Origin of the sequence: Embleya sp. NPDC050154, from assembly GCF_044460165.1 — a bacterium.
GTDB lineage: Bacteria > Actinomycetota > Actinomycetes > Streptomycetales > Streptomycetaceae > Embleya.
In genome coordinates, this window is record NZ_JBITJP010000001.1 from 774279 (window position 1) to 791517 (window position 17239).

General features: G+C 72.3%; 17 protein-coding genes. 8 read left to right on the top strand and 9 right to left on the bottom strand.

The window, feature by feature from the left end:
• The first annotated feature begins 184 nt into the window (after positions 1-184).
• Both ACIBSV_RS03530 and ACIBSV_RS03535 read left to right on the top strand, forming a co-directional pair.
• On the top strand, positions 185-838 hold the full coding sequence (locus tag ACIBSV_RS03530; protein WP_395859232.1) for a DUF6230 family protein: 654 nt from the start codon (positions 185-187) through the stop codon (positions 836-838).
• A 66-nt stretch (positions 839-904) separates the two neighbouring features.
• Positions 905-2119 (top strand): DUF6114 domain-containing protein, encoded by a 1215-nt coding sequence (locus tag ACIBSV_RS03535; RefSeq protein ID WP_395859233.1) that lies wholly within the window; start codon positions 905-907, stop codon positions 2117-2119.
• Positions 2120-2162: 43 nt separating this feature from the next.
• On the opposite strand, the gene ACIBSV_RS03540 is transcribed toward ACIBSV_RS03535, so the two are convergent.
• Positions 2163-3107, bottom strand: a complete 945-nt coding sequence (locus tag ACIBSV_RS03540; RefSeq protein WP_395859234.1) for a ribose-phosphate diphosphokinase — start codon at positions 3105-3107, stop codon at positions 2163-2165.
• 173 nt (positions 3108-3280) lie between these two features.
• On the opposite strand from ACIBSV_RS03540, the gene ACIBSV_RS03545 reads away from it, so the two are divergent.
• Positions 3281-3712: a hypothetical protein gene (locus tag ACIBSV_RS03545; protein ID WP_395859235.1), complete on the top strand. Its 432-nt coding sequence runs from the start codon at positions 3281-3283 to the stop codon at positions 3710-3712.
• Between the two features lie 72 nt (positions 3713-3784).
• Here the strand turns inward: ACIBSV_RS03545 and ACIBSV_RS03550 are convergent, their stop codons facing one another.
• Together ACIBSV_RS03550 and ACIBSV_RS03555 are read right to left on the bottom strand one after the other, a co-directional pair.
• Positions 3785-4099, bottom strand: a complete 315-nt coding sequence (locus ACIBSV_RS03550; protein ID WP_395859236.1) for a hypothetical protein — start codon at positions 4097-4099, stop codon at positions 3785-3787.
• 222 nt (positions 4100-4321) lie between these two features.
• Complete coding sequence (locus tag ACIBSV_RS03555) at positions 4322-5257, bottom strand: hypothetical protein (RefSeq protein ID WP_395859237.1); 936 nt, start codon at positions 5255-5257, stop codon at positions 4322-4324.
• A 235-nt stretch (positions 5258-5492) separates the two neighbouring features.
• Here ACIBSV_RS03555 and ACIBSV_RS03560 point away from each other — a divergent pair, with 235 nt between their 5' ends.
• Entirely contained in the window at positions 5493-6164 is a 672-nt protein-coding gene (locus tag ACIBSV_RS03560) for a papain-like cysteine protease family protein (RefSeq protein ID WP_395859238.1), read from the top strand.
• A 4-nt stretch (positions 6165-6168) separates the two neighbouring features.
• On the top strand, positions 6169-6981 hold the full coding sequence (locus ACIBSV_RS03565) for a hypothetical protein (RefSeq protein WP_395859240.1): 813 nt from the start codon (positions 6169-6171) through the stop codon (positions 6979-6981).
• 197 nt (positions 6982-7178) lie between these two features.
• Here the strand turns inward: ACIBSV_RS03565 and argS are convergent, their stop codons facing one another.
• The 4 genes from argS to ACIBSV_RS03585 form a co-directional block, all read right to left on the bottom strand.
• Positions 7179-8933, bottom strand: coding sequence for an arginine--tRNA ligase (gene argS / locus ACIBSV_RS03570; RefSeq protein ID WP_395859241.1), 1755 nt, complete (start codon positions 8931-8933; stop codon positions 7179-7181).
• Between the two features lie 94 nt (positions 8934-9027).
• Positions 9028-9636, bottom strand: a complete 609-nt coding sequence (locus ACIBSV_RS03575; RefSeq protein ID WP_395859242.1) for a TetR family transcriptional regulator C-terminal domain-containing protein — start codon at positions 9634-9636, stop codon at positions 9028-9030.
• Positions 9637-9880: 244 nt separating this feature from the next.
• Entirely contained in the window at positions 9881-11260 is a 1380-nt protein-coding gene (locus tag ACIBSV_RS03580) for a gluconate:H+ symporter (RefSeq protein ID WP_395859335.1), read from the bottom strand.
• 17 nt (positions 11261-11277) lie between these two features.
• Positions 11278-11802 (bottom strand): gluconokinase, encoded by a 525-nt coding sequence (locus ACIBSV_RS03585; protein ID WP_395859243.1) that lies wholly within the window; start codon positions 11800-11802, stop codon positions 11278-11280.
• A 144-nt stretch (positions 11803-11946) separates the two neighbouring features.
• Here ACIBSV_RS03585 and ACIBSV_RS03590 point away from each other — a divergent pair, with 144 nt between their 5' ends.
• Together ACIBSV_RS03590 and ACIBSV_RS03595 are read left to right on the top strand one after the other, a co-directional pair.
• Positions 11947-12675, top strand: coding sequence for a FadR/GntR family transcriptional regulator (locus ACIBSV_RS03590; RefSeq protein WP_395859244.1), 729 nt, complete (start codon positions 11947-11949; stop codon positions 12673-12675).
• A gap of 231 nt (positions 12676-12906) precedes the next feature.
• The gene (locus ACIBSV_RS03595) at positions 12907-13497 is read left to right on the top strand and encodes a lytic polysaccharide monooxygenase (protein ID WP_395859245.1); all 591 of its coding nucleotides are present in this window, start codon (positions 12907-12909) and stop codon (positions 13495-13497) included.
• A gap of 82 nt (positions 13498-13579) precedes the next feature.
• On the opposite strand, the gene ACIBSV_RS03600 is transcribed toward ACIBSV_RS03595, so the two are convergent.
• Positions 13580-14170, bottom strand: a complete 591-nt coding sequence (locus tag ACIBSV_RS03600; protein ID WP_395859246.1) for a helix-turn-helix domain-containing protein — start codon at positions 14168-14170, stop codon at positions 13580-13582.
• Positions 14171-14315: 145 nt separating this feature from the next.
• Between ACIBSV_RS03600 and ACIBSV_RS03605 the strand changes: the two genes are divergently transcribed.
• Complete coding sequence (locus ACIBSV_RS03605) at positions 14316-14972, top strand: SAM-dependent methyltransferase (RefSeq protein WP_395859247.1); 657 nt, start codon at positions 14316-14318, stop codon at positions 14970-14972.
• Positions 14973-15184: 212 nt separating this feature from the next.
• Here the strand turns inward: ACIBSV_RS03605 and ACIBSV_RS03610 are convergent, their stop codons facing one another.
• Positions 15185-17113, bottom strand: coding sequence for a DUF2264 domain-containing protein (locus tag ACIBSV_RS03610; RefSeq protein ID WP_395859248.1), 1929 nt, complete (start codon positions 17111-17113; stop codon positions 15185-15187).
• Between the last annotated feature and the right edge of the window lie 126 nt (positions 17114-17239).

The window sequence follows — 17239 nt, forward strand, 5'->3', positions numbered from 1 at the left end:
CCCGGCACGGTATACGCACAGCGTCGAAGGCAACTCCGCTCCGCCGTCCCACCGCACTCGAGTACGGCCCACTCCATCGCTCCGCCGCGCCGCCCTTCGGCGTCCACCGTGCCGTGCGTGCGTGCGTGCGTGCGCGTCGCCTCGGCGACCCGTGAACGGCCAGGTCCCACGAGAGGGGAACACAGTGTCCGCACGAAACGGCTCGGCCGCACAATCCCACCTCGACACGGTCCCGTCGGCGGAGGCCGACGAGGGTGGCACCGGTTGGCGGCGCGCGGGGGCGCTCGGCATCGTCGGCCTCGGCGCGGTCGGCTTCCTCACCCTGGCCATGGCCCAGGGTGCGTTGGCCGCCTCGTTCGCCGTCTCCGGGGCAAGCTTCCAGGTCAGCTCGGGCAAGCTGACCAGCGCCGGACTGTCGTCGTACGTGAGCACCAACACCTCGCTCGACGGCAAGGGCCACCCGGTCTCGATGCTCGCCATCGGCGATGCCACGCTCAGTGACATCTGCCAGTCGGCCAAGGTCAAGACCCCGCTGGGGGACATCACCTTCAAGCTCACGGCCGGCGGCGACGCGGGTGAGGTGACCGCGAAGAACCTCATCATCGGTGCCGAAGACCTGGTCGGCGACGCCCGGTTCGGGACCGTGGAGATCGGCCGGGACGCCTCCACCCTGGACAAGGTGCCGGGTGCGCAGGGTGAACGCGGCACGTTCGGACTCCAGGCCGGCGACGTCACGGTGGCCGGCGTGCGCTCGCACGCGTGGTCCGCCACCGGCGGCACGTTCAACCTCAAGGGACTGCGGGTCGGGGTGAGCCTCGACGGCCGGGGCTGCTTCTGATCCCACGTCACCGCTCTTGCGAACTGTTCCTCCGATCCCACGTCACCTCCGGAGAACGGAACCGACATGGAGCCGAGATCGTGGTTGGACCGGCATCTGCCGTTTCGGGCCGAGCGCCGGGTGATTCGCCGCTGGCGGCGGACCAGGCCGTTCTGGAGCGGCGTGTACCTGATCGCGGGCGGCCTGGAGATCCTGGCCGTGCCGCTGTCCCCGCTGCCGGTGATGGTCAGCCTGGGCATCGCCGGGATCGCGAGTCTGGCCATCGGCGTGATCCTGATGGTCGCGGGCCTGTTCATGTGGTTCGCGGCGCAGCACCGGCACTTCGTGGGCATCGTCGCGCTGGTCGCCTCGATCGCGTCGTTCGTCGTGGCCAATCTCGGCGGCTTCCTGCTGGGCATGCTGCTCGGCGTGCTCGGCAGCGCGATGGGCTTCGCGTGGCGGCCGGTGCGTGCGGTCGGGGCGACCGAGTCCGTTCGGGAGAAGCCTCGTTCGCGGCCGAGCACACCGCCCGCGCCGGTCGGGTCCGTCACCTCGATCACGCTGCTCGGCGGGCCGGGGCCCGGGCCCGGCTTGGTGCCGGACCCCGCCGCGCGGTCGGACGAGGAGCCGGACGAGGAGCCCGACCGGAGGGCGGATCAGGGGGCGGATCGTCCCGCCCCCGCGAAGGCTCGGCGGCGGTTCAACCGGCGCCGCGCCGGCGGCGCAGCCTCGGCCCTGGCGGTCGCGCTGCCGTTGCTGATCGTCGCGTCCGTACTCGGCCCGGACGGGAACCGGGCCCAGGCGGCCGAGACCGCCTCGAAGCCGTGTACCGCGCGGGACACGGCCGAGGCGTGCGGCGGCACCAGGGCGGCCGCCGCGCCGGCGCCGACGACGACCAGGATCGTCGTCGGCGCCACACCTCCGACCATCACGGCGAGCTTCTTCGCCCCGATCGGCTTCGCCCTCGCCGGCGTGACCACCCTGGAGACCGCGCGCGGGCCGTTGCGGGTGCTCGTGCTGACCATGCGGGCCGCGCACCTGCGCGACTACCGCCTCGCCACCCGCGACGGCGCCGGCCCGAGGATGCGGATCGACACGACCCGGCTGGATCTGGACGGCAACGTACGGATCTACCTCACCCGCCTGCACGGCTGTATCGAGGGCCTGATCTGCCTCGATTTCGCCGCCGACGGGCTGCCGCTCCCACCGATCATCCCGCCGTTCGTCTTCATGACCGACGTGCGCGCCGAGCAGGCCCTCGTCCTCACGGACAAGATCACCACCGACTTGAACCTGACCTGATCCGACCCGACCGACCCCGACCCCACGCCGCCCGAACCGCGTGTCACGGGGTGTCGAACAGGGCGCTGACGCTTTCTCCGTTGTGGATGCGGCGGACCGCCTCGGCGAGGGCGGGGGCGATCGACAACACGTGCAGCTTGTCGGTGTGTTCCTCGGTGGGGATCGGGACCGTGTTGGTGCAGACGATCTCCAGCACGTCGGGCTGATCCGACAGGCGCTTGAGGGCGCCGGCGGCGAACAGCCCGTGGGTGCACGCGACGCGAATCGAGCGGGCGCCCAACTCGCGGAGACGGTCCAGCAGTTCGAGCACGGTACTGCCCTTGGCGATCTCGTCGTCCAGGACGATCACGTCCCGGCCGGCGACCTCGCCGATCACCGCGCTGATCGCCACCCGGTCGTCGGCGAAGCGCTGCTTGGCACCCGCCGCGACCTGGGCGCCGAGCATCCGGGCGAACGCGGCGGCCTCCTTGGCGTTGCCCAGGTCCGGCGAGACCACGGTGGTGTTGGACAGGTCGTGGCGCCGGAAGTGCTCGGCCAGTTCACGCAGCGCGTGCAGATGGTCGACCGGAACCGAGAAGAACCCGTGCACCTGCGGCGAGTGCAACGTCATCGCCAGCACCCGGCTCGCACCGGAGGCGACCATGAGGTCGGCGACCAACCGACCGCCGATCGAGATGCGCGGCGCGTCCTTCTTGTCCGAGCGCGCGTAGGCGTAGTGCGGCATCACCACGGTGATCCGGCCCGCCGACGCACCGCGCGCGGCGTCGCACATCAGCAACAACTCGACCAGGTTCTCCTGCACGGGAGCGACCAGCGGCTGGATCAGGAAGACGTCGTGCTCGCGACAGTTGGCCTGAAGTTGTACCTCCAGACAGTCGTTCGCGAATCTGTTCACCCGGGTCGGACTGAGCGGCACACCCAGGTGCGCGCAGACCTGGGCGGCCAGTTCGGGGTGTGCGCTACCGCTGAACACGGCGATCTCTCGCACGAACCGCTCCTTGTGTCATCGAATCGCCGCACTCGAGTCGGCATTCCGGCCACATGCTAAGGCCCACCCCCCAACCCACCGAACCAACGGCCCCGACGGACCCGACGGACCCGACGACGGACCGATCCCGGCGGGCACACCCACCGGGACGGCCGACGGACCACAATGCCCTCATGAAGACGCTACGAAGGTTGGCGGCGGGGTCGGCGATGGTGGTCGTCGTGCTGGAAGCGCTCTGGGCCCTCGGGTTCGTGTGGTTCATGGGTGACGTCATGGTGTTCGGCTTCGGGCCGGAGGGCGACGGGCCCGACTCGCGCGAGGTCTTCGTGTCGCGGGCCCTGATGTGGACGGTGGCCGCGGGCGCCTGCGTGCAGGCGGCTTGGGTGTGTCGTTCGCTGGTTCGGCGGCTGCGGGTGCACGGCAGCGCCCGCCGGGGCATCGGGGCCGCGATCGTGGCCCACGGCGCGGCGATCGCCGTCTCGGCACTGGCCGGCTCCGGCCTGGTGGCGCCGCTCCTGCTGCCGCCACTGGGCGTCCTGCTGGTCGCGGCCGTGATCACCCGAGGCGGTCGCGATGTGTCCGCGCGATTCGCCGTGCCTGCCTGAGCATCGGGCGCACCGGGCATACGTCTGCTCGACCGCGCGTGGGTTGCGCGTGGCGAGCGGGGGCGGGGCGCTCTACGGCAGTCGGGTGCCGATGCGGAGGATTACGTCGCCCGAGCCGTCGGGGGATGGGTGTGTCGACCAGACCCGTTCGGAGATGGTGGTGCCGCGGGCGGTGGTGTACTCGGCCACCCACAGGGTCGCCCGCTCGTCCGGGTCGATCAGCACCTGCGCGGTCGTTCGCGAACCGTCGGCGAACAGCAGGTCGCCCGGTGCCCTGCCGGCTCGGTGCGGGTCCGTCGTCCCGGGCGTGTGCAGGCGCACCAGCGCGCCGGGATACAGATGTGAGCCCGCGGCCCGCAGGACCGGCCGCTCCGTCGTCTCGCTCACGCGTGTCGTTCCTTCCTTCGGGTGCGCGGATCGCGCGCCGCGGTCGTCGCGTCCCGGCCGTCGAGTGTCCGTCCGGTGGTGGACGGGTGGGGCTGCCCCGGTGGTCGCCGGCGATTTCCCGCCCATCCAACGTCATCCGGTGCGGGATCGCCCCCGGTGGTGCGCCCTTCGGGTGAGCGGGTCCGCGCGGGCGAGTGCCGGGCGCTCGGACGCCGACGGCGATCAGGTCCAGTCCCAGCCGATGCCCAGGATGCCCGGGGCGACGTCCTGTTCGGCGAGGTGGACCACACAGTGTCGGCCGTTGAGGGTCAGGTCGCGCCGTCCGGTACGTGGGGCGCCTGCCGTGGTCCGGGCGAAGCGACGGCAGTGCACCGGTAGGGCGGTGGGATCGAAGCGGACCTGGAGCACGTACTGGCCGCACGGGAAGGTGAAGCCGCGCACGTACTCGTCGCTGGGTCCGCCGGTGCCGTCCTCGAAGCCGTAGCCGAAGACGTAGGTGTCCCCGGAGCGCAGCCGCGCGTCGAACAACAGCTCCGCCACGAGCACGGCCGCGTCCCGGCTCCAACGCACGCGCCCCACACGGCAGTTCTCGGTCGCCCGGACACGCACTCGCTCGGGCGCGCAGCCCCGGTCGCCGATGTGGATGGCGAGATAGCGGTCCACCCCGTCGCGATGCGCGCGCACCACGTGCTGCGAGGCGCGATCCAGGAGTTCACGCCGGGGCCCGACCCGGACCTGTTCGAGCTGGCACACGGTGTGCAGGCCGCCGTCGGCGGGTGATTCCAGGTCGGTCAACAAGGGGCCGAGCGAGCCGGACGCCTCCACCACCGCGCGATAGGACCGCGACGCCGTACGCTCGGCGACCGCCGGCTCCAGCAGCCTGGTCAGCGCGTGCGGCGGCAACTCCAGGACCTCTTCGAGCGCCCGCACCGCGCGCAGCGACTCGGCGCGCTGCGGCCGCCGGGCCCCCTGCTGCCAGTAGCTGAGACTGGTCACCCCCACCTGCACGCCGCGCTGGGCCAACCGGTGCTGCACCCGGTGCAGGGCCAGGCCGCGGGCCGCCAGCGCCGCGCGCAACGCCAGATGGAAGGGACCGACGCGCAGGACCCGCGCCAACTCCGCCTCGGCCGGGTCACCCCGAGTGTCGGTCCGCGGCATCGCTCGCCTCCCTTGTGAACGTTCACGGCGGACCGGCCGGGACCGCCGCTCCCGACCGAGGTGTTCCAGTCGACCGGTCACGAGCCGTTCACAGGCCGGTCCAGGCGTTCACACCACCGCTTCACCCCGCATTGAAGCGTCTTGAAACACACCACGACAACACCCGATGCTCCACCTTGCAGCGTCCGGACGCGCGCCACGCCCCACCCCGTCCCTCCGTTACGGAAGGAACGCCATGACTCGAACGTCCCCACGAACGAGCCCCGTGTCCGGCCGCCGCGCCGGCGCGCTGACCCTCACCGTGTTCGCGCTGCTGTCCGCGCTGTTCGCGGTGCCCTCGGCGGCGTCCGCCTCCGCCGCCGGCTCCTTTGCGCCGGCCGTCCAAGCGCAGAGCCCCACCCCGGAACAGGCCCAACCGCTCGCGCTCGCCACGAAGAAGCTGAACATCACCATGCAGGCCCAGCAGAAGAGCAACTGGTGCTGGGCGGGTGCCGGCAACACGATCGCGACCTGGTACGGCCGCAACTACAGCCAAAACCAGTTCTGCAACGCGGCGTTCGGCCGTTCGCAGAGCACCGAGTGCCCCAACTCGCAGGCGACGCTCGGCAACGTGCAGACGGCACTGCGCTGGGCCGGGATCAACTCCGGCTCCTACGTGAACGGTTGGCTCCAGTACAGCACCGTACAGACCGAGATCAACGCGAACCGGCCGATCGAGACCCGGATCCAGTGGTCCTCGGGCGGCGGGCACATGCACGTCATCCACGGCTTCGACACCGCGCAGAACTGGGTCTACTGGGGCGATCCGTGGCCGGACAACCACCGCTACAACTGGGCCGCGCACAACTGGTACGTGAACAACAACGAGTTCTCCTGGACCCACTCGCTCTACCGGATCGGAGCGTGACGCCATGACCACAGGCGGCATCAAGCGCCTGTTCGCGGCGGGTACCCTCGCGGCGGCGCTGACCCTGACGCTCACCCCCCAGGCCGCGCACGCCGCGTCCGTGCCCGCACCGCCCGCGCCGGACGCGATCAGCGTGGGCGCCGCGCGCGACGTGATCGCCGCGCCCGGCACGCTCGACACGTTGTCCAGGTTCTTCGCCCGGGACGGCGCGCTCGCGGCGGCGGACGCGGCTCCCCGGATCGACGGCGACGTGGTCGCCGTGTACACGCTGGCCCCGGAGTTCGTCGCGGCCCGTCCGGGCGCGCGGCCGGTGCCGATCGCCCGGCAGGAGTTCCTCGCCGCCACCGTGGTGGCCGCCGACGGCCGCAAGGCGTCGGTGTGGACGGTGGACGGCCCGCAGGGCCGACAGGTGGTCAACATCGCGGACGGCGACGACGAGGCGCGCCACATCGCGGCCGGCGCGCGTCTGCTCGCGGGCGGGGTCGTCTTCCGCGAGCCGCAGATCAACGCCTGGTACGTGCAGGGCGGCGACCGGGTGTTGCCGCTGAACGCCGACGCGAAGCGTGCGATCGGCGCCGGCGGGACCACGGTCTCGGCGTACCGGGACCGGGTGCACCGGGCCTACGCGGACAAGCTGCCCGGCTCCGGCTACGACGCCAAGGGTCTCGCGGGCGGCTTCGGGCCGACCGACACCGGTACGGCGCGCACCGACGGCGACCCGTTCGGCGTCGGCCCGACCGCGATCGCCGCGGCCGGTCTGCTCGGCGTCGCCGGCGTGGGCGGCGTGCTGGTCAAGGTCCGGCGCCGCCGCGGCTGATCCCCCTGCCCGGCGGCCCGATCGGGGCCGGGGCCTTCCGGCCGGGCGGGGTCGACGCTCCCTCACGTCGACCCCGCCCGGGAAGGTTCTGCCACGACCGCACGCGCGCCCGCCGAGCACGCGGGCGCGGGTGCGGTCGGCTGCAAACAGGTCGCTGCAAACAGATCGCTGCGCACCGGTCGGCGTCGACCGCTCGGCTACATCCGCTCCGGCGCCTCGATGCCCAGCAGGTCCAGGCCGCGCGCCAGGGTGCGGGCGGTCAGGTCGCACAGGATCAGTCGCGAGTGCCGGATCTCGCCCGTCGAGCGCAACACCGGGCAGTTCTCGTAGAAACCGGTGACCGTGGTCGCCAGTTCGAACAGGTGGAGGGCGAGGCGATGGAAGTCCAGCGATTCGCCGACCTCCGCGATCACGTCGGGGAAGGCCAGGAGGCGCAGGGCCAGGGCCCGTTCGGCCGGCTCCCCGATCACCAGCGGCCCGGTCGCCCGCGGCGCCTCGGCACCGGCCCGACGCAGGATCGAGCGGGCCCGGGCGTGTGCGTACTGGAGGTAGGGCGCGGTGTTGCCGTCGAAGGACAGCATGCGGTCGTAGTCGAAGCGGTAGTCCTTGCGCCGGTCCCCGGACAGGTCGGCGTACTTCACCGCGCCGATGCCGACCGCCCGGGCCACCGCCGCCCGCGCGTCCGCGTCCAGGTCCGGGTTCTTCTCGGCGATCGTGGCGGCGGCCCGGGACACCGCCTCGTCGAGCAGGTCGACCAGCTTGATCGAGGCCCCGGCCCGGGTCCGCAGGATCTTACCGTCGGAGCCCAACACGTAGCCGAATTCGACGTGTTCGATCCGCGCGGGCGCACTCGGCCGGTCCGCGTCGCGCGCGGTCGCATCGTGCCATCCCGCGTCGCGCCCGGTCGTGAAGACCATCTCCAGGTGCCCGCTCTGCGGTGTGCCGACCACGTACAACAGTCGGTCGGCCGCGAGGTCTTGCAACCGGTGCCGCAGGGTGGCCAGATCGGTGGCGGCATAACCGAATCCGCCGTCGCTCTTGCGCACGATCAGCGGCAGCGGTTCGCCGTCGCGATTGACGAAGCCCGCGGGGAAGACACACTGCGCGCCGGCGCTCTCCCGGAGCAGTCCCAGCTCCGCCAACTCCGCTACCAGCGGCGCCAGTCGATCGTTGTAGCGGCTCTCCCCCACGAAGTCGTCCGCGGTCAGCCGGACACCGAGTCGGGCGTAGACCGCCATGAAGTACTTCTTGGACTCGGTCACCAGCACCCGCCACAACCGCAACGTGGTCGGATCGCCCGCCTGCAACGCGACCACCCGCTCCCGGGACCGGACCCGGAACTCCTCGTCTGCGTCGAAGGCACGCCGTGCGGCCTGGTAGAAGCCGGTCAGGTCGCCGACCGACAACTCGTGCGCCGCCTCGGTCTCGCCGATGTCCAGGAGGTGCTCGATCAGCATCCCGAACGGGGTGCCCCAGTCGCCGAGATGGTTGCGGCGCAGCACGGTGTGGCCCTGCCACTCCAGTACCCGCACGGCGGCGTCGCCGATGATCGTCGAGCGCAGGTGGCCGACGTGCATCTCCTTGGCGGTGTTCGGCCCCGAGTAGTCGACGACGATCGTCTCGGGCCGGTCGGTACGCGGCACGCCGAGTCGTTCGTCGGCGGCGATCCCGGCGAGCGACCGGCCGAGCGCGGTCGGCGCGAGGGTGAGGTTCACGAAGCCGGGCCCGCTGATCTCCGCCGCGGAACACAGGTCGTCCAGCGCGGCGTACCGGAGCACCTCGGCCGCGATCTCGCGCGCGTCGCGGCCCAGGCGTCGGCCCAGGGCCAGGGCCCCGTCGCACTGGAAGTCCGCGTGCCGGCTCGGGCGGATCGTCGGATCGGCGGGTGTGCCCGCGACCCGTGCGAACGCCGGGGCCAGCCGCTCGATGAGCAGCTTCTCCGGAGTGGTCATGCGGGGAAGCTAGACGACCCGGGGGTGCGGACTCATGTCATTTTCCGCGCGTGCGGCGGTGGAACGGGCGAGCCGGGTGGTCTGCGGGGTGGATTCAGCGGGCCTCGGGGTTCGGGCCGGGACGGGCGATCCGGTCGAGTTCGGCGTCGAGCGCGCGGGCGGCGGCGGTGCCGGACATGCGCTCGGGGTAGAGCAGCGCGTGCACGCTCAGGCCGTCGATCAGGGCCAGCAATTCGGCCGTGACCCGGTCCACGTCCACGCCGTCGATCAGTTCGCCGTCGTCGCGGGCGTCGCGCAGGACACCGCGGACGATCACGCTCAGGTCCTCGCGCTCACGGCGGTTGTTCGCGGCGATCTTGGGGGAGACCAGGCCGCGGTGCCACATGGCCACCTCGAGGACGGTCTCCTGAAGGCGGTCCTCGTCCAGGGGGAGCAGGTCGATCAGGCCGGCCCGCAGAGCGGCCAGGCCGAAGCGACCGGCGGTGAGGTCGAAGAAGCGCCGGGCGATCCGGCGATGCGACCAGTGCACGGCGGCGAGCAGTACGTCGTCGGGGTCGGTCAGGCCGAGTTCGACGGGCGGAGGATCGAGGGTGGCGGCGACCTCCTCGGGGGTGACCGGCGAGCCGCCTCGGGCCGATACGAGGCGGAACGCGGCGGCGCGTACCCGGTCCTCGTCACGAGCAGCATCCTGGGGACCCGACATGCCGGCAGCTTAGGGCCTGCCCGGCCGATCGTGGCGGACCCGACACCCTTCTCCACGCCGCGCCGGATCGTGCCGGGCGTCGGCGGGGCCGGGCCCGGCGACTCGCGGGGTGCGGGGACCGACCACCGCGTCGCGCGTGGCGCCTTGCGCGACACCACGACGTCGCGCCCCGCGCCGGCTGCGCCCCGCCCGCCGCGCCCGACGCCCCGCGCCGTCTACCGCTCTCCGGGCACGGGTGTGTGCGCTACAACACCAGCGACAACAGCAGCACGAACCCGCCCGCGACCACCGAGATGATCGTCTCCATCAGCGACCAGGTTTTCACCGTCTGGCCCACGCTCATCCCGAAGTACTCCTTGACCAGCCAGAATCCCGCGTCGTTGAGGTGGCTGAAGAACAGCGAGCCCGCGCCCACGGCCAGCACCAGCAGTGCGGTGTGTGTGCTGCTCATGTCCGCCGCGAGGGGTGCCACCAGGCCCGCCGCCGAGATGGTCGCCACCGTCGCGGAACCGGTGGCCAGTCGGATCGCCACCGCGATCAGCCATGCGAGCAGCAGCGGCGAGATGGCCCAGTCCTCGGATATCTCCAGGACCATCCGGCCGACGCCCACATCGATCAGGGTCTGCTTGAAGCCGCCGCCCGCGCCGACGATCAGCAGGATGCCCGCGATCGGCAGCAGTCCCTTCTCCACCGTGCCGGACAGCCGCTCCCGGGTGAATCCGGCGGCCCGGCCGAGGGTGAACATCGCCACGATCACCGCCGAAAGCAGCGCGATCAGCGGTGAGCCGACCACGTCCGCGACCCGCTGGACCCGGTCCGCGGGGTCGTCGACGACGATGTCCACCAGCGCCTTGCCGAGCATCAGCACCACCGGGAGCAGCACGGTGCCCACGGTGACGGCGAAGCCGGGCCGCTGCTGCGGATCCGCCGAGGAACGCTCGGGGGCCAGGCCCTCCGGTGGCGCGATGTCCACCCAGCGCGAGGCGTACCGGCCGAACAGCGGGCCCGCGATGGCCAGCGTCGGGATCGCGACCAGCACGCCGAGCGCGAGCACCACGCCCAGGTCGGCGTCGATCGCGTCGATGGCCGCGAGCGGGCCGGGGTGCGGCGGGACCAGACCGTGCATCACCGACAGGCCGGCCAGGGCCGGGATGCCCACCCGCATCAGCGAGTGGTTGCCGCGCTTGGCCACCAGGAGCACGACCGGGATGAGCAACACCACGCCGACCTCGAAGAACAGTGGCAGGCCGATGATGCCCGCGATCAGCGCCATTGCCCAGGGCATGGTGCGATCGCTCGCCTTGGCCAGGATGGTGTCCACGATCTGGTCGGCGCCGCCGGAGTCGGCCAGCAGCTTGCCCAGGATCGCGCCGAGCGCGATCAGTACGCCGACGCCCGCGACGGTGGAGCCCAGGCCCGAGGTGAAACTGGCGATCGCCTTGTCCATCGGGGCCGCGGCGACCGCGCCGAGCACCAGCGAGCCGATTGTCAACGCCAGGAAGGCATGCAGCTTGAAGCGGCCGATGAGCAGCACGATCACGCCGATGCCGACGAGCACCGCGAGGCCGAGTTGGGCGTGTCCGGCCGAGGTGATCGGCGCGGCCGGCGCCCCCGCCGCCACCATCGGCAGGGCTATGGCGGTCACGAAGTTTCCTGATTCGGTTCCAGGCGGCGCAGCGCGATGACGGCCTGCTCGGTGACGGCGTCGGGTCCGGGCGATATGTCGAGCACGAGGCCCGCCTCGTCCGACTCCAGCGGTTGCAGATCGGCGAACTGCGAGGCCAGCAGGGTCTCCGGCATGAAGTGGCCGGTGCGCCGGCGCAGGCGCTCGGCGATCAGGGCGCGGTCGCCGACCAGGTGCACGGTGATCAGCTCGGGCGCCGCCAGCCGCAGCCGGTCGCGGTAGCCGCGCTTGAGCGCGGAGCAGCCGACCACGCCGCCGGACTGCGCGTGTGCGGCGAGCCAGCCGCCGACGGCGTCCAGCCACGGCGCGCGGTCCACGTCGTCCAACGGGATCCCGGCCGACATCTTGGCGATGTTGGCGGGTGGGTGGAAGTCGTCCGCGTCCGCGTAGGGCACCCGCAGTTCGGCGGCCAGTAGCCGACCGACTGTGGACTTCCCGGTCCCGGACACACCCATGACCACCACGACGTGGGGGGCGTTCATCGATACCTCGCTGTCCTTGCCCGGCTCGCGCTCGGGCGCCGTCCCATACCCAAACTTATAGGTAGTACTTAATCAAGACTTCTGAACAATTAAGTCATACGTAATCTGATCGGCTCACGGCACCCCGCCCAGTAGGCTGCCGCCATGGAGAACGAGGGCCGGGGCTTGCATATGAAGGTGCTGGAGTCCCTCGGGCCGGCCATCACGGCCGGCGCCTACCCCGCCGGCACGGTTTTGCGCACCGACGAGCTGGAACACCGTTTCGAGGTCTCGCGCACCGTGGTCCGCGAGGCGATTCGGGTGCTGGAGTCGATGCAGTTGGTCGAGTCGCGGCGCCGGGTCGGGGTCACCGTCCGGTCGGCCGAGCAGTGGAACGTCTTCGACCCGTACGTGATCCGCTGGCGGCTGGCGGGCGCCGACCGCCCGCGTCAACTCCGGTCGCTGACCGGACTGCGCTCGGCGATCGAGCCCGCGGCGGCGGCGCTGGCCGCGGCGTCCGCGACGCCGGCCCAGTGCGCCGCGCTGACCGAGCACGCGCTCGGCATGGTCTCCACCTCGCGCGGCCGGCAGTTGGAGGCGTACCTCGTGCACGACATCGCCTTCCACCGGGTGATCCTGGCCGCGTCCGGCAACGAGATGTTCGCCCGGCTAGGCGACGTGGTCGCCGAGGTGCTGACCGGCCGCACCCACCACCACGTGATGTTCCCGGACCCGGACCCGGCCGCGGTCACGCTGCACGTCCGGGTCGCCGAGGCGGTCCGCGAGGGCGACGCGGCCGGCGCGGAGCGACTGACCCGCGAGATCACGGTCGGCGCGATGGCGGAACTGGAAGTACTGGCACCGGAGTCGCACGCCGAAGCCGATCGCGTCTGAGCGTTCGATCCCCGCTCGGAGCGACCGGCAAAAATTGGCAAGATCATCAATCTCCGTGTCCGGAAAGGGACTTCATCTTCGTTGCTGTGGTCCAGACCATTGACCGAGTGGTCTGGACCTCTTAACTTGAGGAACGCACTACGGATGTGGGCATCCGGTGAAAAAGGCGTACGACGCGGACCCGGACCGTTCGAACGTCCTTCGCATTCACTCGTCCCCAAGGAGAGTTCCATGCGTAAAAGGACCATCCTGACGGCGCTGACCATCCCCGCCGTCTCGTTCCCCCTGATGATGGCCGGCACCGCGGGCGCGCACGGTTGGGTCACCAGCCCGCCGAGCCGTTCCGCCTACTGCGCCCAGGGCACCGTCACCAACTGCGGTGAGATCCAGTGGGAACCGCAGAGCGTGGAGGGCCCCAAGGGCTTCCCGGCGCGCGGACCGGCCGACGGCCGACTCTGCGCGGGCGGCAACAGCCGCTTCGCCCAACTCGACGACCCGCGTGGCGGCGCGTGGCCGAGCACTCCGGTGAGTTCCGGATCGAGCAAGACGTTCACCTGGAAGCTGACCGCGCGGCACGCCACCACGACGTTCCGCTACTTTGTCACCAAGGCGAGTTGGAATCCCAGCCAGCCGATCACCCGGGCGCAGTTGGAGAGCACCCCGTTCCTGAGCGTCCCGTACGGCGGGGTCCAGCCCGGCGCGACCGTCTCGCACACCGGCACGCTCCCGGCCGGCCGCAGCGGCAAGGCGGTGATCTTCGCGGTCTGGGACATCGCGGACACCGGCAACGCCTTCTACCAGTGCACCGACGTCACCTTCTGATCCCACCCGGCACGTCCCATGCCGGTACGAACGTGCCGGAGGGTCGCCGCACCGCGACGACCCTCCGGCACGCGTGGGCGGCTTACCCGCCGCCGCCGGGCCGGGCCCGTACGTGCATGCGCTCGCCCTGGGTGCCGTACAGGCTGAGGAACTCCACCGGCTCCGGCCCGACGCAGGTGAAGGCGTGCGGGGTGCGGGTGTCGAACTCGGCGGCCTCGCCCGCCACCAGCACGAGTTCGTGCTCGCCCAGGTACAGCCGCAGCCGGCCGGACAGGATGTACATCCACTCGTAGCCCTCGTGCGTCTGCAACTCGGGTGCGCTCCCGCCGAGTCCGGGCGGCAGGATCTGCTTGAACGCGTGCAGCCCGCCGCTGTACCGGGTCAGCGGGATGATGGTCATCCCGTGGCGCTGGATCGGGCGCGCGTGTACCCGCGGATCCCCGGTCTCCGGCGCGTCGACCAACTCGTCCAACTGCACGCCGTACGCCTTCGCCAGCGGGAGCAGCAGTTCCAGGGTGGGTTTGCGCAGCCCGGACTCCAGCCTGGACAGCGTGCTGGGCGAGATCCCGGTGCTCTCGCTCAGGTCGGCCAACGTGGTGCCTCGTTCCAGGCGCAGGGCTCGCAGGCGCGGGCCGACGGCGGTGAGGACCGAGGTGAGCTCGCCATCTTTCATGGCACCATTTGCCGACTCGGCAACAAGGTTTGTCAATCGCCGGGCGTCGGGCGGACCATTTTGGACAGGGCGGCGGACCACGTGCCGCCCTGCCTTGGCCGGACACGGCCGGGCGCATTCGCCACCGTCACAGAGGACTCCCACGATGACCGACGACCAGCTTGCGGAGCACGCCGACCAGCCCTCGGCGGCGGAACTCTGGGACGCGCGCTACGCGGAAAGCCACCGGATCTGGAGCGGCAACCCGAACGCCGCCCTGGTCCGGGAGACCTCCGACCTGCCGCCCGGCCACGCGCTGGACCTGGGCTGCGGTGAGGGGGCCGACGCGATCTGGCTGGCCAAGCGCGGTTGGCGGGTGACCGCCACCGACGTCTCCCGGATCGCGCTGGAGCGGGCCGCCGAGCACGCGAAGGAGGAGGGGGTCACCGACCTGATCGACTGGCAGTGGCACGACCTGGGCGCGACCTTCCCGGCCGGCACCTTCGACCTGATCTCGGCGCACTTCCTGCACTCGCACGGCGAGTTGGACCGCGACGCGATCCTGCGCACCGCAGCCGCGAACGTCGCGCCCGGCGGCGTGCTGCTGGTGGTCGGCCACTGCGGGTTCCCGGCCTGGGAGACGAACCCGCACCCGGACGTGCGGTTCCCCGCCCCCGACGAGGTGCTGGCCGCGCTCGAACTCCCGGAGGGGCAGTGGGAGGTGCTCCGCAGCGAGGAGCACGAGCGCATCCAGAACGACCCCGAGGGTCGGCCCACCACCCGCACGGACAACACCTTGATGGTGCGCCGCCTGGCGGGCTGAGCCGGTCGCCCGGGCGCCGCCGGGCGACCCGGACCGAGCGGTCGCGGCGCTCGCGGTGGGCGCGGCGGCGCTTCGGTTCGGGCGTGTTCGTGGGTCACCGGGCACCGTCCGCCCGGTCCGCCCGGTCCGCCCGGTCCGCCCGGTCCGCCCGGTCCGCCCGGTCCGCCCGGTCCGCCCGGTCCGAGCGGGCAGGGTGGCGGCGGCGCTTCGGTTCAGACGTGCTCGTGGGTCACCGAGCAGCGGTCCGCCCCGTCCCGGCGGATCCGGCTCGTGCTTCCGTCGGCCCATGTCACGTGCACGCCCGACGCCGTCGCCAGCACTCGCGGCGCCGCGACGGGCGCGGCGTCCGCCCAGGTCAGCGACAGCACCGTGACCAGCGGGCCGGCGGCCACCGTGCCCTCCACCACGGCCAGTTCGGCGACCTCGCCGAACGCGGTCCCGTGCGGCGCCGAGTCGACGCGGGCCCGGTCCCAGCCGTGCGCGCCGGTCAGCGTGCTGTGTACCGACGCGGTGGCCACCCGCGCGCCGAGGCCGTCGGCCGCGGACCGCAACTCGTCGCGGGACGAGGTCGCCGGCGCCCACCCGCTCTCGCGCACGGCGGCGCCCTCGGGCGCCCGGACGTGGTGTACGCGTACCTCGTACGGCCCGCGCGCCACGCTGATCGACACGATCCGGGTGTCCGGCACCGGCTGCCCGGCGAGCGTGGGCAGGTGCGCCGAGGCCGCCCACCCGGGGCCGGCGCCCAGCGGCTCGATCCGGCCGCGCCCGGTCGTCCCGCCGGCCAAAACGAGCCCGATGTGGTTGTCCGCCGGATCGCCCTCCCGGGTCGGGCCGGTCAGCGTCGAGTAGGCCAGCCGGGCGTACAGCGGATCGTCCGCGTCGAGGCCGGCGGACGTTGTGGTCGCGGCGGCCGGCTGGTGGTCGGCGCCGTGGTTGACCAGCCGTCCCACGCCGTGCCCGGAGTGCACGAGCAGGCCGGGACCGGGCAGGCCGAGCGCGGGGTCGACGTCCACGTCCTCGGCCGGTCCGGCGCTCTCCCGGGCGGTCCACACCTCGTGCCCCTCGGGCAGCAGCAGGCCGACGAAGCCCTTGGCCGCCCAGTACGGCGACGCCGAGCCCGAGTACGCCTGCACGGTAGCCGGGTCCGGTCCGTGCCAGCCCAGTGACAGCAGGCCGTCGCGGGCCGCGCCGCGGTCCAGGAAGTGTCGCAGTACCCCGCTCGCCAGCCGCCGGGTGGTGCCCGGCGGGTACGGCGTGGCGTCCACCAGGGCGCCCAGCCACAGCGGAGCCGCCGCCGCGAACCGGTAGGTCAGTGAGCGTCCCTGGTGCAGCGGCGCGCCGGTGCGGTCGAAGAGCCGGCCGTAGCCGGTCAGGAACTCGCGCAGGCGCGCGCGCCGGACGGGATCGGCCGGCGCGCCCGCGACCGCCGCGCACAGCAGCGGGTACAGGTGCATGGCCCAGCCGTTGTAGTGGTCGAAGTAGCGTCCGGCGCCGTCGGTGTACCACCCGTCGCCGACGTACCACTTCTCGATCCTGCCCAGCCCCCGTTCGATCGCGGCGTGGGCCTCGTCGCGGTGCCGGTCGGCCGCCTCCAGGAAGGTGCCCACCGCGACCGGGAAGAGCCACCAGTTGTTGTCCACCGGCTCGTGCCGCAGTGCGCCCGCGAGCCAGTCGGCCGCCCGCTCGCGGGTGGACTCGTCGAGCCGGTCCCACAGTTGATCCTTCGTCAGGTGCAGGGCCAGGGCCACCGACGCGGACTCGACCATCGCCTGACCGCGGTCGACCACGGCCGGCCAGGACTCGGGATCCGCCGTACCCGGCGCGGCCGTTCCCGCGCGCAGGCCGTCGGCGTACGGCTCCAGGAGGCCCGCCGGGACCGCGCGGCCGGAGGCGGCGGTGCCGGCCGCGCGCAGCGCCGCGAGCAGGAACGTGCGGGCGTAGCCCTCCAGTCCGTCCGATCGCTCGCCCGACCAACTCGTGCGCCCCGGAAGGGTGATCAGCGCGCCGCCGGGGGAGCGGTACGGGCGCACCGCGGCGAGCAGGCCGTCGGCCACCGCCTCCCAGTGCGCGCGGGTCCAGCCGGTGTACGGGCTCAGCGCGCGATCCTCCGGAGGGAGCACGAAGGGGTGCGGTGTGTTCACGGATCTCCTCGACTGGACGCGCGCGGCCGTCGACACGCTAGGCGGGGTCGATCGATCAGGTCAAGAGTCGGTTTGATCGAACGATCCTTTTCAATCAAAATCGAATGGCGATGCCCTAGGCTGAGG